Source organism: Streptomyces sp. NK15101, assembly GCF_020400725.1.
In the GTDB taxonomy this organism is placed as follows: Bacteria; Actinomycetota; Actinomycetes; order Streptomycetales; family Streptomycetaceae; genus Streptomyces.
In genome coordinates this window covers 62,793-83,924 of record NZ_JAINVG010000002.1, presented here as the reverse complement: position 1 = coordinate 83,924, position 21,132 = coordinate 62,793, and the positions used below count along the sequence as shown (strand labels likewise).

Annotated in this window: 18 protein-coding genes and 1 tRNA gene; 14 read left to right on the top strand and 5 right to left on the bottom strand. The window is 75.5% G+C overall.

Annotation, left to right across the window (positions count from 1 at the left end; all coding sequences use genetic code 11):
• Positions 1-10 precede the first annotated feature (10 nt).
• Entirely contained in the window at positions 11-787 is a 777-nt protein-coding gene (locus tag K7G60_RS01525; RefSeq protein WP_225798927.1) for an ABC transporter ATP-binding protein, read from the top strand.
• A complete protein-coding gene (locus tag K7G60_RS01520; protein ID WP_225798926.1) occupies positions 784-3,390 on the top strand; it encodes an ABC transporter permease in 2,607 nt (868 codons plus the stop codon). The genes K7G60_RS01525 and K7G60_RS01520 overlap by 4 nt, the downstream gene beginning before the upstream one ends.
• 12 nt (positions 3,391-3,402) lie before the next feature.
• Here the strand turns inward: K7G60_RS01520 and K7G60_RS01515 are convergent, their stop codons facing one another.
• Positions 3,403-4,047: a response regulator transcription factor gene (locus tag K7G60_RS01515; protein ID WP_225798925.1), complete on the bottom strand. Its 645-nt coding sequence runs from the start codon at positions 4,045-4,047 to the stop codon at positions 3,403-3,405.
• Positions 4,035-5,219 carry a histidine kinase gene (locus K7G60_RS01510; RefSeq protein WP_225798924.1) on the bottom strand — a complete coding sequence of 395 codons (1,185 nt, stop codon included), beginning with the start codon at positions 5,217-5,219 and terminating at the stop codon, positions 4,035-4,037. The genes K7G60_RS01515 and K7G60_RS01510 overlap by 13 nt, the downstream gene beginning before the upstream one ends.
• A gap of 162 nt (positions 5,220-5,381) precedes the next feature.
• Between K7G60_RS01510 and K7G60_RS01505 the strand changes: the two genes are divergently transcribed.
• From K7G60_RS01505 to K7G60_RS01490, 4 genes are all read left to right on the top strand, one after another.
• Entirely contained in the window at positions 5,382-5,555 is a 174-nt protein-coding gene (locus K7G60_RS01505) for a hypothetical protein (protein WP_225798923.1), read from the top strand.
• A gap of 79 nt (positions 5,556-5,634) precedes the next feature.
• Positions 5,635-6,837, top strand: coding sequence for a DNA polymerase III subunit delta' (locus K7G60_RS01500; RefSeq protein ID WP_225798922.1), 1,203 nt, complete (start codon positions 5,635-5,637; stop codon positions 6,835-6,837).
• A gap of 145 nt (positions 6,838-6,982) precedes the next feature.
• Positions 6,983-8,527: an alpha/beta hydrolase gene (locus K7G60_RS01495; RefSeq protein ID WP_225798921.1), complete on the top strand. Its 1,545-nt coding sequence runs from the start codon at positions 6,983-6,985 to the stop codon at positions 8,525-8,527.
• Positions 8,528-8,611: 84 nt separating this feature from the next.
• A tRNA-Thr gene (locus K7G60_RS01490) sits at positions 8,612-8,685 on the top strand.
• A 137-nt stretch (positions 8,686-8,822) separates the two neighbouring features.
• On the opposite strand, the gene lepB is transcribed toward K7G60_RS01490, so the two are convergent.
• Positions 8,823-9,584, bottom strand: a complete 762-nt coding sequence (gene lepB, locus K7G60_RS01485; RefSeq protein WP_225798920.1) for a signal peptidase I — start codon at positions 9,582-9,584, stop codon at positions 8,823-8,825.
• 113 nt (positions 9,585-9,697) lie between these two features.
• Entirely contained in the window at positions 9,698-10,858 is a 1,161-nt protein-coding gene (locus tag K7G60_RS38745; RefSeq protein WP_263985368.1) for a LuxR family transcriptional regulator, read from the bottom strand.
• A gap of 222 nt (positions 10,859-11,080) precedes the next feature.
• Here K7G60_RS38745 and K7G60_RS01475 point away from each other — a divergent pair, with 222 nt between their 5' ends.
• The 8 genes from K7G60_RS01475 (at position 11,081) to K7G60_RS01440 (ending at position 20,353) form a co-directional block, all read left to right on the top strand.
• Complete coding sequence (locus tag K7G60_RS01475) at positions 11,081-11,284, top strand: hypothetical protein (RefSeq protein ID WP_225798919.1); 204 nt, start codon at positions 11,081-11,083, stop codon at positions 11,282-11,284.
• A gap of 5 nt (positions 11,285-11,289) precedes the next feature.
• Complete coding sequence (locus K7G60_RS01470; RefSeq protein WP_225798918.1) at positions 11,290-12,174, top strand: hypothetical protein; 885 nt, start codon at positions 11,290-11,292, stop codon at positions 12,172-12,174.
• Positions 12,175-12,351: 177 nt separating this feature from the next.
• Complete coding sequence (locus tag K7G60_RS39105; protein ID WP_225798917.1) at positions 12,352-12,825, top strand: cupin domain-containing protein; 474 nt, start codon at positions 12,352-12,354, stop codon at positions 12,823-12,825.
• Positions 12,822-14,432, top strand: a complete 1,611-nt coding sequence (locus K7G60_RS01460; RefSeq protein ID WP_225798916.1) for a class I tRNA ligase family protein — start codon at positions 12,822-12,824, stop codon at positions 14,430-14,432. Before K7G60_RS39105 ends, K7G60_RS01460 begins: the two co-directional genes overlap by 4 nt.
• Positions 14,425-16,542, top strand: a complete 2,118-nt coding sequence (locus K7G60_RS01455; protein WP_225798915.1) for an FAD-dependent oxidoreductase — start codon at positions 14,425-14,427, stop codon at positions 16,540-16,542. Before K7G60_RS01460 ends, K7G60_RS01455 begins: the two co-directional genes overlap by 8 nt.
• Positions 16,543-16,969: 427 nt before the next feature.
• On the top strand, positions 16,970-18,223 hold the full coding sequence (locus K7G60_RS01450; protein WP_225798914.1) for an APC family permease: 1,254 nt from the start codon (positions 16,970-16,972) through the stop codon (positions 18,221-18,223).
• Positions 18,224-18,251: 28 nt separating this feature from the next.
• Positions 18,252-19,592, top strand: coding sequence for a lysine N(6)-hydroxylase/L-ornithine N(5)-oxygenase family protein (locus tag K7G60_RS01445; protein ID WP_225798913.1), 1,341 nt, complete (start codon positions 18,252-18,254; stop codon positions 19,590-19,592).
• Positions 19,593-19,636: 44 nt separating this feature from the next.
• Positions 19,637-20,353, top strand: a complete 717-nt coding sequence (locus K7G60_RS01440) for a pyridoxamine 5'-phosphate oxidase family protein (protein ID WP_225798912.1) — start codon at positions 19,637-19,639, stop codon at positions 20,351-20,353.
• Between the two features lie 235 nt (positions 20,354-20,588).
• On the opposite strand, the gene K7G60_RS01435 is transcribed toward K7G60_RS01440, so the two are convergent.
• Complete coding sequence (locus K7G60_RS01435) at positions 20,589-20,981, bottom strand: DUF6479 family protein (RefSeq protein ID WP_225798911.1); 393 nt, start codon at positions 20,979-20,981, stop codon at positions 20,589-20,591.
• Between the last annotated feature and the right edge of the window lie 151 nt (positions 20,982-21,132).

Here is a 21,132-nt window from a genome sequence, read left to right as displayed (position 1 = left end):
CGTTGCGGGCATGACGACGACAGCAGTGACGGAGAACGGCGCCGCCCTCGCCCTGACCGGGGTGAGCCGCACGTACGGAGGCGGGACGCCCGCGCTCGACGGGGTCGACCTGGTCGTGCCGCGCGGGCGTTTCGTGGCCGTGATGGGCCGGTCGGGCTCCGGCAAGTCCACGCTGCTGCGCTGTGCGGCCGGGCTCGAGCGGCCGACGGCCGGGCGGGTACGGATCGGGGGCACCGACCTCGCCACCCTGAAGGCGGCCGGTCTGACCCGGCTCCGTCGGGACCGGATCGGCTTCGTGTTCCAGTCGCTCAACCTCGTCTCCGCCCTGAACGTGCGGGAGAACGTCACCCTGCCGCTGCTCCTCGCCGGGGCCCGCGAAGGCCGGGCGCTCGACGCCCGCGCCCTGGCCGGCCTCGACGCCGTGGGGCTCGCCGACCGGGCCGAGGACCGGCCCGAGAGCCTCTCCGGCGGCCAGCGGCAGCGGGTGGCGATCGCCCGCGCCCTGGTCAACGAGCCCGAGGTCGTCTTCGCCGACGAGCCGACCGCCGCCCTCGACCCGGTCACGGCGGCCGGGGTCCTCGCCCTGCTGCGGCGCGCGGTCGACGAGCGGGGACGCACGGTCGTCCTCGTCACCCACGACCCGGTGGCCGCCACCTGGGCGGACGAGGCCGTGTTCCTGGACCGGGGCCGGATCGCCGGCCGCCTCGACCACCCGGACGAGGCGGGCGTACGAGAGGCGCTCGGCGCCCGCGCCGCGGCCGGCCGTCACCTGGCGGTGGCGCGATGAGCCGCGTCGGGAACCCCGCCGTGCGGCTGCTCGCCGCCCGGTCGCTGCGGGCCCACCGCAAGGCGTGGACCGCCGTGTTCGCGGCCGTCGCCGTCACCGCCGCGCTGCTCGGCACCCTGGCCCTCGCCCTCGGCTCCGTCGGACTGGGCCACGCGCGCGTGGAGCGGTACGCCGCCGCGCCCGTCGTCGTCGCCGGCGACCAGGAGGTCCGCTGGACGGCCGAGCCGTGGGGCAGCGAGCCGAGGACCGAGACGGCGGGCCTGACCGAGCGCGTACGGATCCCCGCCGCCACCGTCGACGTCCTGCGGGCCGTGCCGGGGGTACGCGAAGCGGTGCCGGACGACACGTTCGTCGTACGGGAGCGGTCGGGGAGCGCCGCACCGACCGCCGCACCGGGGCACGGGTCCGGGGCCGGCACCGGGACCGGGCTCGGCAGCGGGTCCGGCCGCGGCACCGGCCCCGGCCACGGCACCGGTCTCGGCCATGGGGCCGGCACCGACAACGGAACCGGCCTCGGCACCGGAACCGGCCACGGCACCGGCACGCGCGTGTACACCGGGCGTTCCTGGGAGGCGGCTCGGCTCGCCCCGTACCGGCTGATCGACGGGCGGGAGCCCCGGCGGGCCGGGGAGACCGTCGTCGGTGCCGGTCTCGGCGCCGCCGTCGGGGACACCGTGACCGGCCGCCGGGTCGTCGGCGTCGCCGACGGACCGGCCGTGCTCTACGTCACGGCGGGGGAGGCGCGGCGGCTCGCCGGGCACCCCGGTGCCGTCGACGCGGTCGGAGTCCTCGCCGAGCCCGGCGTACCCGTGGACGCCCTCCACGCACGCGTACGGGCCGCCCTGGACGCCGCCGGGCTCAAGGACACCGCGGCGGGGCAGCCGCTCCGGGCGCTGACCGGGGACGGCCGGGGCGCCGCCGAGCACCTCGGCGCGCCGCCCGCCCGCACGGAGCTCCTCCAGCTCCTCGCGGCCGTCTCGGGGACCGTCCTCCTGGTCGCGGTCCTCGTCCTCGCCTCGCTCGTCGCGCAGGCCCTCCAGCAGCGCGTCGCCGAGCGGGAGCTGCTGCTCGCGGTCGGCGCGACGCCCCGGCAGGTGCGGGGCGCGGCAGGCCGGGAGGTGACCCGGGTGGCGGGTGCGGCGGCGCTGCTCGGCGCGCTCGCGTCCGCACCGGTGTTCCTGGCGCTGTGGTCGGCCCTGCGGGCCCGTACCGGCGTCGTACCGGAAGGTCTCGAACTCCCCGCCCCGCCGTGGCTGTTCGCCGCCGTCCTCGTGGTCGCCGCCCTCGTGGCGGGCACCACCCGGCTGGTCGTCCTCTTCGCGGCCCGTCGGCCGGGCCGCCCGGGGAAGGGCGGCGCCCGCCGGGTCGCCGGGCTCGCGCTGCTCGTGCTCGGCGTGGGCTCGGCCGGTACGGCCACGCTCCAGGGCGGCGACGCGGCCGCCGCGGCCGCCGGCGCGGCCACGGTGACGCTGGTCGCCGGGTGCGCGCTGCTCGGGCCGTGGATCGCGCGGGCCGCGATGACGTTCCTGGACCGGCCGTTCCGGTGGTTCGGCAAAGCGCCCGGACGGCTCACGGCCGCCGGTGCCGCCGCGCACTCGCGCCGGCTCGGGGCCGCGCTCGTCCCCGTCGTCCTCGTCACCTCCTTCGCCCTCGTGCAGCTCTCGGCCGGCGCCACCGTGGAACGGGCCGCCGCCGCGCAGGCGCGGGCCGCGACCACCGCCGACCTCGCCTTCACCGGCACCACGGCGGAGCGGGTGCGCGAGCTCCCGGGCGTGGACGCGGCCACGGACGTGCTGCGCTCGTCCGTGGTCCTGGCCCGCACGGAGGCCGGAACGCCGCGCCTCGACCGGCTCCCGGTCCTCGGCGTGGACGCCGACGGTCTGGCGGGCACGCTCGACCCCGGCGTCGTCGCGGGCGACCTGGCCGGACTCGCCGCCGCGGGCACGGTCGCGGTCGGCGCGGACACGGCCGAGTCCCTCGGGGCGAAGCCCGGTTCGACGGTGGAGCTGCGGCTCGGCGACGGGACGCCGAAGCGGCTGCGGGTGGTCGCGGTGTACGAACGCTCGCTCGCCCTCGGCGAGTTCCTCCTGCCGAAGGCCGAACTGGCCCCGCACATGAGCGATCCGTACCCCGCGCGCGTACTGGCGGCGGGCGCCGCGGGCGCCTCCCCCGTCGCCCCCGAGGCGGTGACGCCCCCGGGGGCCGAGCTGAACGGGATCGTCTCCGGCGGGATCGTCGCGGCGATCGGCGGGCTCACGGTCCTCTCCGTCCTGAGCACCCTCGCCCTGATCGGCGCCGGGCGCCGCGGCGAACTGGAACTGCTCCGCCAGGTCGGCGCCTCGGCGGGCCAGCTGCGCCGGATGCTCGGCCTGGAGGCGGGCTTCCTGACCGCGACGGGCCTCCTCGTCGGGCTCGTGGTGGGCGCGCTGCCGCTGACCGCCTTCGCCTGGGCGTTCACCGGAGGCCTGCCGTACCTGCCGCCCGCGCAGGCGGGCACGATCGCGGGCGTCGTCCTCGTCACGGTCGTCGCGGGCGTGTTCCTGCCGACCGCCCGGGCGGCCTCCGCCCGGGCGGCCTCCGCCCGGACGGCCTCCGGCCGCTGAGGAGGACGCCTCCTAGGCGTTGAGGTACGCGAGGACGGCGAGGACCCGGCGGTGGCCGCCGCTGTCGCTCGGCGGCAGGCCGAGCTTCAGGAAGACGTTCCCGATGTGCTTGTGCACGGCCCGCTCGGTGACCACCATCGAGCGGGCGATCGTGCCGTTGTCGTGGCCCTGCGCCATCAGCCCCAGGACCTCGCGCTCGCGGGGCGTGAGGGAGTCCAGGGGGTCGTCGCGGCGGCGGGCCATCAGTTCGGTGACGACCTCCGGGTCCAGGGCCGTGCCGCCGGCCGCGACCCGTTCCAGGGCGTCCAGGAACTCGTCGACCCGGCCCACCCGGTCCTTCAGGAGGTAGCCGACGCCCTGCGCGCCGCCGCCCAGGAGCTCGGCCGCGTACGTCTCCTCCACGTACTGGGAGAGCACGAGCACCGGCAGCTCCGGAAGCCGCTCGCGGGCCGCGAGCGCCGCCCGCAGCCCCTCGTCGCGGAAGCCGGGAGGCAGCCGCACGTCGAGGACGGCGACGTCCGGCCGGTGCTCCAGGAGCAGCGGCAGGATCTCGGGGCCGGTGGCCGCGACCCCGGCGACCTCGTGGCCGGACGAGGTCAGCAGCAGCACCAGGCCCTCCCTGAGGAGGGCGTTGTCCTCGGCGATCACCACACGCACGGAAGCTCCACTTCGATCACGGTCGGGCCCCCCACGGGGCTGGTCAACCGTACGGTGCCGTCGAGCGCGGCGACCCGGCGCCGCATGCCCGTCAGACCGGAGCCGCCGCTCTCGCCCGCCTCGGCCCCGCCGCGCCCCTCGTCCCGCACGCGCACGCGCAGGGCGGCCGGTTCACGGGACAGGGAGACGGAGGCACGGTCGGCACCGCTGTGCTTGGCGGCGTTCGTGAGCGCCTCGGCGACCACGAAGTACGCGGCGGCCTCCACGGCGGCCGGGGCGCGGGGGCCGTCCCGGTCGTGGTCGCCGAGGCCGGTCACCGAGACCGCCGCCTCCAGACCGCTGCTCGCCGCTAGGGCCCGTACCGCTCCGGTCAGGCCGCGGTCGGTGAGGATCGGCGGGTGGATGCCGCGCACCACGTGCCGCAGCTCGGCCAGCGCCTCCTCGGCCTGCGTCTGGGCGTCGTCCAGGAGCCTGCGGGCGGTCGCGGGATCGGAGTCGTACGCGCGCCGGGCGAGCCCGATCCGCATGGACAGCGCCACCAGACGGGCCTGCGCGCCGTCGTGGAGGTCGCGCTCGATCCGGCGCAGCTCGGCGCCGTGCGCGGCGACCGCGCCCGCCCGGGTGGCCGTGAGCTGCTCGATCCGGGCGGCGAGGGCGGCGTCCCGGGCGGCCGACGGGCCCGGCGTGAGCAGCGCGCGCGACCAGTCCGCCGCCAGACCGGCGAGGCGGCCGATCAGCGGCAGGGCCACCGGCCGCCGCCCCGCGAGACCGGTCCCCACGCCGTCGACCAGCAGCGCGGGAACCCAGAGGATCAGCGAGAGGTACCAGAGCACCAGGCCGTAGAGCAGCTGCGCGGCGGCCCACACCAGGTCCTGCCGGGTGCCCGGGTCGCCGACCGCGGTCCGCACGCGCGCGGGGAGGGGCCCTTCGAGCGGCAGGTACGCCTCGGGTACGGGCGTCCCGGTCCACGCGGCCGTCCGGCGCCGCTCCCGGCCGGCGAGCCGGCGCAGCAGCAGCACGCTCTCGGGGAGCACGCCGGCGCCGATGACCGTGAGGGTGACGACGGAGGTGAAGAGGGCGACGCCCGCCATCAGGCAGCAGAGGAGGGAGATCGCGGCCCCGATCGTGAGGTGGAGTCCCGCCCGGGCCGCTTCCTTGATCGCCTCGCGCATGGAGCCAGGGTAGGCGGCGGCTCCGGGGGAGGCGGTGGAGCGGGCTACACCATCGCTCCGGGAGTGGGTACGGCTGTGCGCGGAAGCGGCGGAGACCAGGATCGAAGAGCCGCCGGGAACGCCCCGGCGGGCCACCCCGAACCCACTCCACGGAGGCACCCCATGCGCGCCCTTCTCTGGCTGCTGCTCGTCGCGAGCGTCCTGGCCAACGTCTTCATAGGCACCTTCGCCGACTGGGCCGACGGCCCCCGGATCGCCGGGAGCCTGGGCACCGGAGCCGTCCTGCTCGGCTCCGCCGCCGGCCTGTGGCTGACCCGCCCCCGCGCCGGGGCCTGAGGCGGAGGTCCTCCACAGGCCGACCGGAGCTGTCAGAGCGCTGCCCCACAATGGAGGGCGTACCTGAGGAGGGGCAGACATGGCCGTATGGGACGACCTGGTCGGACAGACCCGGGTCGAGGAGCAGCTCGCCGCAGCCGCGCGCGACGCCGACGCGCTCGTCACCGCCCACGCCGCCGACGAGCCGGCCCCCGAGACGTCCAAGATGACGCACGCCTGGCTCTTCACCGGCCCTCCCGGCTCGGGGCGGGCGACCGCGGCGCGCGCCTTCGCCGCCGCGCTGCAGTGCGTGAGCCCCGACCGCGCGCTCGGCGGGGCCCCGGGCTGCGGCTTCTGCGACGGCTGCCACACGACCCTCGTCGGGACGCACGCGGACGTCGAGATCGTCCGTACGGACCTGCTGTCCATCGGCGTGAAGGAGACCCGCGACCTCGTCCGGCGCGCCCAGCTCTCCCCGGCGGGCGGCCGCTGGCAGGTCATCGTCCTGGAGGACGCCGACCGGCTCACCGAGGGCGCGGGGAACGTGCTCCTGAAGGCCGTCGAGGAGCCCGCGCCGCGCACGGTCTGGCTGCTCTGCGCGCCCTCCCTGGAGGACGTGCTGCCCACGATCCGCTCCCGCTGCCGCCACCTGACCCTGCGCACCCCGCCGGTGGAGGCCGTCGCCGACGTGCTCGTGCGGCGCGACGGCATCGAGCCGGAGGTGGCGCAGGCCGCCGCCCGCGCCACCCAGGGGCACATCGACCGGGCACGGCGGCTCGCCACCGACGAGCGGGCCCGCGCGCGCCGGTCCGTCGTCCTGAAGCTGCCTCTGCGGGTCGACGACGTCGGCGGCTGCCTCAAGGCGGCGCAGGAGCTGGTCGACGCGGCCGCGGAGGACGCGAAGCAGCTCGCGGAGGAGATCGACGTCAAGGAGACCGAGGAGCTGAAGGCGGCCCTCGGCGCGGCGCAGGGCGGGCGGATGCCGCGCGGCACGGCCGGGGCGATGAAGGAGCTGGAGGAGCGGCAGAAGCGGCGCAGGACGCGGACGCAGCGCGACAGCCTGGACCTCGCGCTCACCGACCTGACCGGCTTCTACCGCGACGTCCTGGCCCTCCAGCTCCGCTCCCGCACGGCGCTGGCCAACACGGACGTGCGGGACGCGCTGGAGCGGATCGCCCGCGACACCACCCCGGAGCGGACCCTGCGCCGCATCGAGGCGGTCCTCGCCTGCCGCAAGGCCCTCGACCGGAACGTGGCACCGCTGCTCGCGGTGGAGGCGATGACGATGGCCCTGCGCGGCTAGGGCGCGTCCTCCGTATTCCAGGCCCCCGAGCCCGGCGGGTTCCGAAGGGCAGGCCCTGGGCCCGTCCCTTCCGGTTCCGGAGAGGGCCCGGCCCGTGCCAAGGGCGATTGGACACGATCCGTACCGGTACGGATACGCTCCAGGGATGGACTCCAGGCGCTTGCTCCGTACGTCCGCCACGGCCCTCGCGGCCGCCGGGCTGATCCTCTCCGGCTGCTCGGGCGGGAGCGACGCCGCCGCGCCCCGGACGGCCGCGCCGGCGCCCTCCTCCGCGACCCAGGCGCCGAAGCTGAAGAAGTACTACGAGCAGAAGCTGAAGTGGCGCGACTGCGGCGTCGAGGGCTTCCAGTGCGCCACCCTGCGCGCCCCGCTCGACTACGCGAAGCCGGACGGGGAGGAGATCGAGCTCGCGGTCTCCCGGGTCCGGGCCACCGGCCCCGGCAAGCGGCTCGGCTCGCTCCTGGTCAACCCGGGCGGGCCCGGCGGCTCCGCCGTCGGCTACCTCCAGGGGTACGCGGGCATCGGCTACCCGGCGCCCGTCCGCGCCCGCTACGACATGGTGGCCGTCGACCCGCGCGGCGTGGCCCGCAGCGAGCCCGTCGAGTGCCTGACGGGCCCGCAGATGGACGCGTACACCCAGGTCGACCAGACGCCCGACGACACGGCGGAGATCAACGCGCTCAGCGCGGCCTTCAAGGACTTCGCGGCTGGCTGCGAGAAGAAGTCCGGGAAGGTCCTGCCGCACGTCTCCACCGTCGAGGCGGCCCGCGACATGGACGTCCTGCGGGCGGCGCTCGGCGACGGGAAGCTCACCTACGTGGGGGCCTCGTACGGCACCTTCCTCGGCGCCACCTACGCCGAGCTGTTCCCCGACCGGGTCGGCCGTCTCGTCCTCGACGGGGCGATGGACCCCTCGCTCTCCGCGCTCGACCTCAACCGGGACCAGACCGGCGGCTTCGAGACCTCCTTCCGCGCCTTCGCCGCCGACTGCGTCCGCAAGCCGGACTGCCCCCTGGGCACCGAGTCCGTCGCGGCGGCCGGGGAGGCGATGAAGAAGTTCTTCCGCGACGTGGACGCCAAGCCCGTGCACACGGGTGAGGACCGGGAGCTCGGCGAGTCCCTCGCCACCACGGGCGTGATCGCCGCCATGTACGACGAGGGCGCCTGGCCCCAGCTGCGCGAGGCCCTCACCCGGGCGATGGGCGGCGAGGGCTCCGGGCTGCTCGCGCTGGCCGACGGCTACTACGAGCGCGAGACGGACGGCACGTACGCCAACCTCATGTTCGCCAACGCCGCCGTGAACTGCCTGGACGTGCCCCCCGCCTACCGGGACACCGCGGCCGTCGAGAAGGCCGTCCCGTCCTTCGAGAAGGCCTCCCCGGTCTTCGGCGAGGGCCTCGCCTGGGCGGCCCTCAACTGCACCTACTGGCCCACCCCGCCCACCGGCCGACCGCACCGCATCACCGCCGAGGGCGCCGCCCCGATCCTCGTCGTCGGCACCACCCGCGACCCGGCCACCCCGTACCGCTGGGCCCGGTCCCTGGCCGGCCAGCTCTCCTCCGGCACCCTGCTGACCTACGAGGGCGACGGCCACACCGCCTACGGCCGGGGCAGCGACTGCATCGACACCGCGATCAACACCTACCTCCTGGAGGGCACCCCTCCGGCCGACGGAAAGCGCTGCTCGTAGGCCTGGTCCGGGGGTGGTCGGAGCACCTCCGGAAACTGTGTAGACTTGGCGACGCTGCTGCACCACGATGTGTCTGCACGGCGCGCCGCCTTAGCTCAGTTGGCCAGAGCAACGCACTCGTAATGCGTAGGTCTCGGGTTCGAATCCCGAAGGCGGCTCAGAGGAAGGCCAGGTCGGACAGTGTCCGACCTGGCCTTTTCTGTTCCCCGGAAGTCTGTTGTCCGGAGGCCCGGAAGCTCGGAAGTCCGGGCCCTGAAGACCCGGTCGCCCAAGGGCGGGCGACCGGGCGGACGGGTCAGTCGGTGAGGCCCGGCCGGTCGAAGGTGGCCGGGACCGGGAGGGTCGACCAGTGGGAGAAGGGCCAGGCGACCACGACGGCGCGGCCCACGACGTCCGTCACGGGCACCATGCCGCCCCGCGGGTCGGCCTGGTGGTAGCGGGAGTCCTGCGAGCTCTGCCGGTGGTCGCCCATCACCCAGAGGTGGCCGGCGGGGACCGTGACCTCGAACTGGCCCTCCGGGTCCGTGCTGCAGGCCGTGTTCCCCGCGAAGACGTACGGCTCGGTCAGGGCCTTGCCGTTGACCTTCAGCGGTCCCTCGCCCTTGCACTCGACCGTGTCGCCGGCCACGCCGATGACCCGCTTGATCAGGTGCTGCTCCCCGGCCGCCGGCATCAGCCCGACGAAGCCCAGGGCCTTCTGCACCGTCGTGGGCTGCTTCACCGGCCGTCCCACCAGCCAGTCGCCGGGGTCGCGGAAGACCACGACCTCGCCCCTGCCGGGTTCCGAGCCGAACCAGGGGGTGAGCTTGTCGACCAGGACCCGGTCGTCGACCTGCAGGGTGTTCTGCATCGAGCCCGAGGGGATCAGGAACGCCTGGAGCAGGAACGTCTTGATCAGGAAGGCCAGGACGAGCGCGATCCCGGCGAGGAACGGCAGCTCGATCCAGAAGGGGCGGCGCCGTTTCGGGGCGCGGCCGGACGCCGGGGCGTCCTCGTCCGGAGTGCCTCCCTCCGGGCCCGCCCCGTCGGATCGCTCCCCGGTCGCCAAGTCGCTCATGTCCACCCCGACTTCGTCGTGTCTGTGTCGTCTGCACGGACCCTATGCCCCGGCGGTGCACGGACGGTGGCCACGAGCCGCTCTTCACCACGTACGGGTGACCCGGAGGCTCCTCAAGGGCTCGGCTGCTCGCGGTCCTGCTGGGCCAGGAGGTAGCCGGCCTGGAAGCGGCTCTCGGCGCCGAGGGCGGCCATCACGTCGGCGACGTGACGGCGGCAGCTGCGGACCGACAGGCCCAGGCGGCGGGCGATCGCCGCGTCCGTCAGGCCCTCGGTGAGCAGGCGGACGATGGTCTGCTTCAGCTCGTCGGAGATGTCCATGATGGTCTGCCGGTCCCACTCCGTCTCGAACGGCAGGGCCTCCAGCCACAGCCGCTCGTACGCGCCCACCATGAACGCGACCACGTGCGGCTCGCGGACCAGGACCGCCGCGTGCGGGTCGTCCGGGACCGGTATGACCGCCGTCGAGCGGTCGAAGACGAGCATCCGCGGGAACTCGTCGTCCAGGGTGCGGACCTGGGCGCCGAGCCGGCCCACCCGCTCCACGTAGGCGCAGGTGCCCGAGGAGAAGCGGGCGGTGTGCTGGTAGAGGACGCGCATCCGGACGCCGCGGCGCAGGAGTTCCTCGTCGCGGGCCACCGCCTCCTCCAGGACCTCGGCGCGCCGGCCGCCGCCCGGCTGCGCCGTCATGACCTCGCGCTCGCAGGTCCGGCCCAGTTCGGTGATGGCCTCCCGCACCGCGCGGAGGTCGGTGAGCAGCTCCACGTACTCCGCCTGCCGCAGGTGCGTCAGCCGGAGCAGGTGGGACTCGTAGAGCGGCATGAAGGCCATCAGCTGCTCGCGGGTGCGCTCCATGTGCTGGCGGCGGGCGCGCATCTCGCGCTCCAGCGGGCCCAGGGTGCGCTGGACGGCCTCGTCCGGTGCCACCGGGAGCACCGCCCGCTCGGGGGTGCGGCGCAGCAGGCCCATGTCGAGGAGGGCCGAGACGGCCGACTCCACCCGGGCGAGCGGCAGTTCCAGTTCCTCCGCGAGGTCGGCGGGGTGCGCCGGCGGGTGTGCCGGGTCCCGGGCCAGGAGGCAGGCGTAGACCCGGGTCAGGGGGTCCTCGGGGTCCTCGGAGGGCGGCGCGGGGAGCGCCGCCCCCGCCGCGCCGATCGCTGCCAGGGCGGTGGGCTGCGGGGTCGGCCCGCCGGGTTCCGGGGCCGGTCCGGCGGATGCCGTTTCCGCCGGTGCGGTGGATTCCGGGGTTCCGTCGTCGTCTTGGACCCGCAGCATGTCTGGTATCGCCACCTTTTCCCCCGTTTGCGACAGCGTCCTCTTGCTGCCATGCAGCCTAATGAGCCATGCGGTCGGCCCCATAGTCATGCCGCTCTGGATACGTTCGTATCACCGCCCACAAGGTCAAAGCGCATCAAGCTCGCACAGCCTGCGAAGCGCGCAAACCCCCACGGACAACCACGACTTGCCCCTCACCGAAGCGGAAAGAGAGCACACGACATGAAGCGGCGGATCCGCACCACCCTCCTCACCACCCTGGTCGTCGGCCTCGCGGGCCTCGCCACCGTCACCGCCGACGCCGTCGCCGGCGGCACCGGCACGAACGACACCGGCTGGGGCGCGGCCGTCCCCACCGGCACGTACGACACCGGCTGGGGCGCGCCCGCCGCCGGCACCGGCACGAACGACACCGGCTGGGGGTGACCCGGATGACCCTGCTCGACTGCACCCTGCGCACCGGCGGACGGCTCACCGGCGGATCCGTGCCCCCCGCGCTGGCCGCCGACTACCTCGCGGTCTGCGCGCGGCTCGGCATCGACGTCATCGAGCTGGGCGACGTGCACGACCCTGCCGACCGCTCCGCCCCGCCCGGCGCGCTGCTGCCGGTCCCGCTCCCCGAGCGCTACGGCCCCCGCTTCTCCGTCCTCCTCGACACCGCGGACCTGCCCGCCACGGACGCCGCCGCCACGGCCTCCGCCGGGCGGATCGCCGACACCCTGGCGACGGGACCCGTCTCCGTCGGCCTCGTCCGCCTCGCCGTCCGGTACGACCGGGTGGCCCGCGCCGCCGCCCCGCTGCACCGCCTGCGGGAAGCCGGCTTCGGCGTCTGCCTCTTCCTCACCGACATCGACCTCGCCTCCTACCCGGAACTCGACCGCTGCCTCGGCGAGAGCGCCGCACTCGGCCCGCTCGACGCCGTGTTCCTCGTCGACTCCCTCGGCTCGCTCCGCCCCGAGCGCGTCATCGAACTCGTCCAGTCCACCCGCGCCGCCGTGTCCGCCCCCGTCGGCATCCACGCCCACGACAACCAGGGCTTCGCCCTGCACAACACCGTCGTCGCCGGGAGCGCCGGCGCCACCTGGCAGGACGCCGCCGTGCACGGGATCGGTCCGGGCGCCGGTCTGACCCGGACCGAGCAACTGCTCGCCCTCCTCGGCGCCACACCCACCGACCTCGCGCCCCTCCTCGCGCTCATCGCCGCCCATGTCGCGCCGCTCAAGCAGCGGTACGGATGGGGGGCCGGGCCCCGCCAGGTCATGGCCGGCCTCGCCCGCATCCCGGTCGCGTCGGTGACGGGACTCGACCCCCGGTAGCCACCGCGACGCCGACCACCGCGCCCCTCGCCACAGCCGCCGCCCCGCAGCCTTCGCCCCGCAGCCTTCGCCCCCACAGGTCCCGCCGCGTCCGGGGCCCGCCCGACCGCGCCCACCCGCCCGGCCCTGCCCAGACCGCGCCCGCACCGACCGCGCCCGCCGTCCCAGGAGACCCCCGTGCCCTTCACCTCGCCCATCCTGCCGCCCGGAGAACCGGCCCTCGCCCCCACTCCGTACCGCGACCTTCCCCCGAAGACCGGAGCCGCCCCCATGGCCGACCGCCGCTTCCGCATCGACCGCAGTGCCGCCACCGAGGAGTTCGGCCTCGCCTGCCAGCGGATCATCCCCTGGCCGGGCGGGGACGCCGAGCCGCCCGTCGGCGCCATGGCCTGCTTCCTGAAGCCCGGCGGGGACTCGGACCCCGACTGCCACAACCAGGACGAGGTCATGATCATCCTCGGTGGCACCGGGAGCGTGACCCTCGACGGGCGCCTGGAGCCCCCGTTCCGCGCCGGCGACATCGTCGTGCTGCCCCGCAACCAGGAGCACGTCGTCCACAACACCGGCGACACCGAGCTGAGCTGGCTCTCCCTCTACTGGCCGCTGCGCGAGCCCGCCATCCGTACCGACGACGAGGAGGTCGCCGCATGAGCGCCGACGTGTCCACCCACTGGATCACCGCCACCCCGCCCACCCCCAACGGCGACCTCCACATCGGTCACCTCGCCGGGCCCTACCTCGCCGGCGACGTCCTGCGCCGCTTCCTCGCCGCCGAGGGCACCGGTCCCGTCCGCTACACCACCGGCCTCGACGACCACCAGAGCTACGTGCCCGTCCGCGGCCTCAACGACGGCGGACGCAAGGGCGAGGAGGTCGCCGACGGCTACGGCGCCTCCATCGAGTCCGTGTGGCGGCGGGCCGGCGCCGACTTCGACGCGATCGTCCGCCCGCGCCGCGACGTCGGCTACCAGTCGGCCGTCCAGGAGTTCTTCGGCCGCCTGTACGACGCCGGGCACATCGTCGCCCGCACGCGCCCCCTGCCGTACTGCACCGGCTGCGAGCGCTGGCTGTACGAGGCCTACCTCAAGGGCGACTGCCCGCACTGCGGCTCCGGCTCCAACGGCAACGCCTGCGAGCCCTGCGGCCGCCCCAACGACTGCGCCGACCTCGCGAACCCCGTCTGCACCGGCTGCGGCGCCACCCCCGAACTCCGGGACTGCGAGCGGCTCTACTTCCCCCTCGCCCCCTGGGAGGAGCAGCTCACCGCATTCTGGGAGCAGGTCGACATGCCGCCGCACCTGCGCTCCCTCTGCGAGCGGATGCGGGCCGAAGGACTCCCCGAGATCGCCGTCAGCCACCCCTCCGAGTGGGGCGTGCCGGTGCCCGTCGAGGGCTTCACGGAGCAGCGGATCTACGTCTGGTTCGAGATGGCCCCCGGCTACCTCCTGGAGTGGACCGGCGCCGGCGAGACCGGACCCGCGCCCGCCCCCGTCCAGTTCTTCGGCTTCGACAACGGCTACTTCCACGCCCTGCTGTTCCCCGCCGCCTTCCGGGCGTACGACCCCGGGATCGCGCTGCCGCGGGCCTTCGTCGTCAACGAGTTCTACCGGCTCGAAGGGCTCAAGTTCTCCACCAGCAGGCGCCACGCCATCTGGGCGCACGAGGAGCTCGCCCGGACGAGCGCGGACGTCCTGCGCTACCACGTCCTGTCGGACCGCCCCAACGGCCGCCAGACCAGCTTCAGTTCCGCCGCCCTGGAGATCAGCCGCAGCCGGCTCGCCGAGCACTGGGACGGCTGGCTCGGCCGGCTGCTCACCGCCGTCGCCGAGTCCGGTGGCGCCGCCCCCGCCGAGGCGCCCCGGGGCCCGGCGTGGGAGCGGCTGCGCGCCCGGCTCACCGAGACCGTCGGGCAGCTGCGCGAGGCGTACGGGGCGGAGATCGGCGGCTACGACGCGCGGCGCGCGATCGCACTGCTCGACGAAGCGGTCTGCCTCGCCGAGGACTTCGGGTACGTGAACGGCTTCGAGGCCGAGCGTCCGGACGGCGCCGCCGCCCACCGCTCCGCGCTCTCCGCGCAGCTCGCCGTCGCCGCCGCCCTGTCCGCCTGGGCCGCGCCCGCCCTCCCGTACGGCTCCGCCCGCCTCGCCGCCCTCCTCGGCCTCGCGCCCCGGCCGCGCCGGGTGGACGCGGCGGCCCTCGCACCGCTCCCCCCGGGGACGCCGGTGGCGGCCTGGCCCGGGGCGGTCTTCAGTGCCTGAGGCCCAGACGGAGCAGCTGCCGCGCGGCGCCGTCGTCGGGCCCTTCTCGGGGCCCCGGGCCGCCTGGGGCGAACACCTGGAGCGGGCGGCCGAGCGGTACGGAACGGCCGTGAACTGGGAGCTGTACGACGACCGCGGCGAGGCCGAGACGGCCCGGCAGATCGCCGGGGCGATCGTCGCCGAAGGCCGGCACGCCCTGGTCGTCGGGCACTTCAACAGCGCCGGTGCGGCGGCGGCCCTCCCCGTCTACCGGGCGGCCGGGCTCCCCGTCCTCCTCCCGCTGGCCACCACGCCCGGCCTCCTCGCCGACGGCGCGGGCACCCTCCTGCGCTGGTGCCCGGACGACCGCGCCCAGGCGGTCGGCCTGCTCGCCGCCGTACGGGACGCGGGGCACACCAGGGTCGCCGTCACGCACGACGGCAGCGCGTACGGGGAGCGGCTCGCCCTGCTCGTACGGGACGCCTCGGCGGCCGCGCGGCCCGCCGTCCCGTCGGGGGCCGTGGTCTCCGACGGCAGCGGGCCGGCGACGGGCGCCGTGCCGGTGCCGGCGGTCCTCGCCGATCCCTCCCCCGACGTCCTCGAAGGGCCCGAAGCGCGGGACGCCGCCGCGCTCGTCGTCTGCGGGACCCACGTCGGGGCCGCGCGGGTGGGCCGGGAGTGGCGGGCGGCCGGCTTCGAGGGCGCGTTCTGGTTCACCGACGACTGCGCGGTGGACGAGTTCGCGGCCCTGCTCGGGTCGCCTGCCGGTGCCGCTTTCGTGGCCCGGATGCGCGGCGGGCCCGAAGCCCACGTGGACGCGGCCTTCGCCGCCGCCACCGCCGCGCTCGCCGAGGACCCGGAACGCACCGGACGCACCCTCCTCGCCGCCGTACGGGCCCACGCCGACCGGGGGTTCACCGCGCTCGGGGAGCCCGAGCCCGGGAGCGTGGGATGGGACTTCGTGCCCGTTCCCGCCGCGCCCGCGCCCGTGTCCGTGGCCGGGGACCGCACCCGCGCCTCCGGCCGGCACGGGCGGGCCTACGACGTCATCGTCGTCGGCGCCGGGGTCGTCGGCGCGGCCACCGCCTCCGTCCTCGCCCGGCACGGCGCACGGGTCGCGCTCGTCGCCCCCATGGACGGGCGCCAGGACCACGCCACCGCCTGGTCCGGCGGGCTCGTCCGGTCCTTCGAGGCCGACCCGTACCTGCGGGGCCTCGCCCTCCGCAGCCACCACCTCGCCTGGGGGCCCGCCGCGCTCGCGCCGGGGCCGTACGGCTTCATGACCACCGGGTCGCTCGTCCTCTGCGGCGACGCCGACCTGGAACAGGCCGAGAAGGGCGTCGCCGAGCTCAACGGCGCCGGGGTACCGGCGGAGCTGCTGGATCCGGACGTGCTCGGGGCCCGCTTCCCCGGGCTCTCCGTCGACGGCGTCACCGCCGCCGTCTGGGAGCCCGAGGCCGGATACGCCGACCCGCCCCGCACCGCGCGCGTCTACCGCGACCGCGCCCTCGCCCACGGGGCCCGGCTGCTGCCCGCCCGGGTGCGCGAACTGGACGCGCCCCCCGGATCCGACCGGGTCCGCGTCCTCCTCGAACCGGGCGGGCCCGTCGAGGCCCTCGCCGTCGTCCTCGCGGCCGGCGGCGGCACCGGGGAGATCGCCGGACACCGGCTCAGCGGCGCGGACGCCGGACGCACCAAGAGCATCCGGTACGGCTTCTTCCACCACCCCGCCACCGCCGGCCTGCCGACCGTCGTCGACATGGTCAGCGGCGTCTGGGGGCGGCCCCAGCTCACCGGGGAGGCGGCCGGCGGCTACATGGCCGGACGGCCCGTCGACGAATGGGACGTACCTCCGGGCGGCGAGGCCACGCTGACCGACGAGCACGTGGCGTACATACGCCAGGGTGCGGCCGCGCGGTGGCCCTGGCTCGCCGACCCCGCCACCCGCTTCCTCGGCGGACGCCAGGGCGTCGACCTCTACACGCCGCACTCGCGTCCCCACCTCGGCCGCGAACGGCCCGACAGCCGGATCGTCCTCGCGACGGGCTGGTCGGGGGCGGGCTTCAAGACGGCGCCGGCGGCGGCGGAACTCGCGGCGGCGGAGGCACTGGACGTACTGGGCCACCCCTGAGGCCCCACCCCCGCGGGCCGGCGCCCCCGCCCCACTGCGCGACGCGCCCTGCGGGACGGTGCCCCCGCGCCCCACTCACGCGGGCCGCGCCCGGCTGGGCGGTGCCCCTCCGCCACCCGCCGTGGGGGCAATCGTCCCGCTGGGCGGGACGGGTGGGCACACGGGACGGCGCCCTTCGCGGCGCCTCCGCGTTCCGCGCCTGGACCCGCACCACAAGGGGCGGCGCACGTCCGGTGCGGGTCCAGGCCCAGGAGCCTCGGGCGCCGGCAAGGGCGCCGTTCCGTTGTGCCCACCCGTTCCGCCCCTTGCGGAACGCCTGCCCACAACGGGGGCGCGAGGGGTGGGCGCCGCCCCGGCGGAACGACCGCCCACCACGGGAGCAACGCCCCGGCGGAACGACCCCCACGACTCACTCGGAGGTGACACCATGACCGACCTGCTGCAGCGGCCCGACGCCGCCCCCCGCACCACCCCCCGCCCCGCCCTCGGCGTGCGCGCTCTCGTCGTGTTCTACGTCAGCAGCCTCGTCGGGACCGGCATCCTTCTGGTGCCGGGGCTGACCGAGCGGCAGGCCGGGCCCGCCGCGCTGCTCGCATGGCTGGCGCTGGCCCTCAGCTCGTACCCCTTCGCCCGTTTCTTCGCGGAGATGTCGGCCTGGCGCCCCGACGCCTCCGGGCTCGCCGCGATGGTGGAGGCCGGGTTCGGCCGCCGCCCGGGGCGGGCGGCGGCGCTGCTGCTCGTCGCCACGTACGTCATCGGGAATCCGGTGATGGGCATCGTCTCCGCCCGGTGCCTGCTCGGGCTGCTCGGCCAGCCCGACGGGCCCGTGTACCCGATCGCGATCGGCTTCATGGCGCTGTCCGCCGCGTTCACGCTGCTCGGGCTCACGGCCGGCGCCCGCGTGCAGACCGCGGCCCTGCTCGTGCTGCTGCTGGGTCTCGGCGGCGCCGTGGTGCTCGCGGTGCCGCGCTTCGACGCGGGGGAGTACACGCCGTTCCTCACGCACGGCTGGGGCGGCGTCGGCATCGCCGTCGTCACCGCCTTCTTCTCCTTCCTCGGCTGGGAGAACGTCTCCACCCTCGCCGAGCAGGTCGACGACCCCGCCCGCAGCTACCGGCGGGCGATCCGCTGGGCGGTGCCCATCGTCGGGCTGCTCTACGCGGCGGTGACGGCCGCCTACCTGGCGGTCCCCGGCGACGAGCCCGTCGTCATCACCGCCCTCCTCGGCGCCTCGTTCGGCGACGGCGGTGCGATCGCCGGCGACCTCCTGGCCCTCGGCCTCGCGGTGGTCGCCACCAACGCCTGGGTGCTCGGCGCCACCCGGGTCGTCCGGGCCGCCGCCCGCGAGCGGATCCTGCCGCGCGCCCTGGGCGACCGCCCGGTGCGGGCGACCGTCGCGCTGGCCCTCGCCTACGCGGCCGTCCTCGGCGCCCTGACCGTCACCGGGACCGGCGAGGAGCTGGTGCTCGTCGTCACCAGCAGCGCCTTCCTGCTGCTGTACGTGGCCGCCGCCGCTGCCGCCCTGCGGGCGCGCGGCACCGGCCGCGCCCTGCGCGCGACGGCCGTCGTGACCCTGCTGATCGCGGCCGTCTTCCTCTCCTTCGCCGGTACGGGACTGCTGCTCGCCCTGTTCCTCGCCGCCGGCTGCGCCGCCCTCGCCGGCCGCACGCCCACCTCCTGAACCCCTCGCTACCGAAAGGCACTTCGCCATGAACGAGACCGTGAACGAGATCGTGAACGAGACCACCCCCGTCTACGACGTCGTCGGTGTCGGCTTCGGGCCCGCCAACCTCGCCCTCGCGATCGCGATCGAGGAGTACAACGAGCAGGCCGCGCCCGATGACCGGCTCACGGCCGTCTTCCTGGAGAAGCAGCCGAACTTCGGCTGGCACCGGGGCATGCTGATCCCGGACGCCACCATGCAGGTCTCGTTCCTCAAGGACCTTGCCACGATGCGCAATCCGCGCAGCCGCTTCGGCTTCGTGCCGTACCTCCACGACCGGGGCCGCCTCGTCGACTTCATCAACCACAAGGTGCTGTTCCCGACCCGAGAGGAGTTCCACGACTACCTCCAGTGGGCCGCCGACGGCGTGGACCACATGGTCCGCTACGGCCTAGAGGTCACCGGGATCCGGCCCGCGGGGACCTCGGGACCCGTCGTCGAGGTCGACGTCGCCGCCTTCGGAGAGGCGGAGGCCGTCACGTACCGGGCGCGGAACCTCGTCGTCGGCACCGGCCTCGTGCCCCGGCTCCCCGAGGGCGTCGAGTCCTCCGAACGCCTCTGGCACAGCAGCGAGTTCCTGCACCGGCTCGCCGCCCTGCCCACCGGGAACCCGCGTCGCTTCGTCGTCGCCGGAGCCGGCCAGAGCGCCGCCGAGATCGCCGACCACCTGCACCGGACGTACGAGGGGGCCGAGGTCGTCGCCGTCCACACGCGGTACGGCTACAGCCCGGCCGACGACAGCCCGTACGCGAACCGGATCTTCGACCCGGAGGCCGTCGACCTCTACCACGGTGCCGAGCCGTCCGTCCGCCGCACGCTCATGGACTACCACCGCAACACCAACTACGGCGTCGTCGACATGGACCTCATCGAGGAGCTCTACCGCCGCTCGTACCAGGAGAAGGTGCGCGGCGAGCAGCGGCTGCGGATCCTCGGCGTCACCCGGCTCACCGAGGTCGAGGAGGGCCCCGACGGCGTCCGCGTCCAGGTGCGGAACCTGGCGACGGGCGAGACGGGGACGATGGACGCGGACGCCGTCGTCTACGCCACCGGCTACTCCGAGCCCGACCCGGCCCGGCTGCTCGGAGAGCTCGACGCCGCCTGCGCGCGCGACGAGGACGGCCGGCTGCGGGTGCGCCGCGACTACCGGGTGCAGACGGCGCCCGCGGTGGAGGCCGGGATCTACCTGATGGGCGGCACCGAGCACTCGCACGGCATCACGGCCAACCTGCTGTCGATGGCCGCCGTCCGGGCCGGCGAGATCTGCGACTCCCTGGCCGCGCGCCGCCGTTCCGACAGGCGGGCGCCGGTGGCGGTGACCGGCTGATCCCCCGTACAACACCTACACCCGCACTTCGACGAGAGGGCACCATGAGCACCACCATCCCCACGGAGGCCGACGACGAGCTGTCCGTCACCGAGCGGACCCGGCTGCGCCGGATGCGTCACAAGGGGAGCCACCGACGGGCCGACCTGGACGCCGTGCTCGCCGCGGGCTTCCTCTGCCACCTCGGCGTCACCGTCGACGGCACGACGATGGTGGTGCCCACCGCGTACGGGGTGGACGGCGACCGGCTCTACCTCCACGGTTCGGTCGCCAGCCGCAGTCTGGTCCAGGCCCCCGACACCACCGTCTGCGTCACGGTCACCCACGTCGACGGCCTCGTCCTCGCCCGCTCCGTCTTCGAGCACGGGGTCAACTACCGCTGCGCGATGATCTACGGCGTTCCCGAGATCGTCACCGACCCGGAGGAGAAGCTCCGCGGACTGCGGGCCCTGACCGAGCAGAGCTCGCCGGGCCAGTGGGAGTACGCGCGGCAGCCGAGCCGCAAGGAGCTGGCGGCGACCGCGGTGCTGGCGCTCGACCTCACCGAGGCCTCGGTGAAGACCGCCGGCGGCCCGCCGGACGACGGCGACTCCGAGGACGCGGCGCTCGGACTGTGGGCGGGGGTGCTCCCGGTGGTGACCACCTTCGGCGAGCCGGTCACCGACCCGGTCCTCCCGGCGGACTTCGCCCCGCCGGCCCACATCGCCTCGCGCGCGGGCCGAGTCCTGGGCGGCGCCCCCGCGGACGCCGCCCAGGTGTAGCACCGGCCGCACCCGGAACGAGCCGGTCCGGAGCGGACCCGGGCCGGGCCGGACCCAGCCGTGCAGGACCGGAGCCGGGCCCACCCGGAACGAGCCGGACAGGAGTGGAACCGGCCCCGGCCGGACAGGACCCGAGCCGGACCAAGCCCAGCCGCGCGCGGCTGGGCTTTCCTGCGTCCGGGTCCGCCTCCGGGCTCGTGCCCGGGCGGCCGGCGCAGTGGTCACGCGTCCGGGATCAGTCGCCGTGTCCGGTGCCTCCGCTGCCGAAGCCACCGCTGGAGATGCCGCCCCACTTGCGCTTCTCCTCGGACGGCGGATCGGGCGAGGTCTCCGTGCCGGACGTGCCGCCGTTCTTGAGCTGGTAGGGCATGAGCCGGTGCTCGCCGTCGGTCTGCGGCATCTCGGCCGGCCTGCGGTACTCGGACATCTCGCCGGGGAGCGCCCCGGTGTCGGGCCGGTGCGGCTGCTCGTCCGGCTTCGGAGGTTCGGGTTCGCGGGTGCGGACCCTGAATCCGAACCAGAAGGCCGTGATGAGGACGGCCACCAGAACGAGACCGCCGAGGACCTGTCCCAGACCTGACTGCCAGACTCCAGCGGCCAGGTTCTCTGCTGCGCTGAGAGTGTTCATACCAACAGGATTACCCGATTCCGCTTGGTCGGATACGTCCAGCGGCCATCCTCTGGGAATCTCCCGCGAATTCTCCGATTCCGCTGAAACATTTCCGCGCCCCCATCGCGTCAATGAGGTGTACGGCGACCACACCACGTGACCGCGAGGG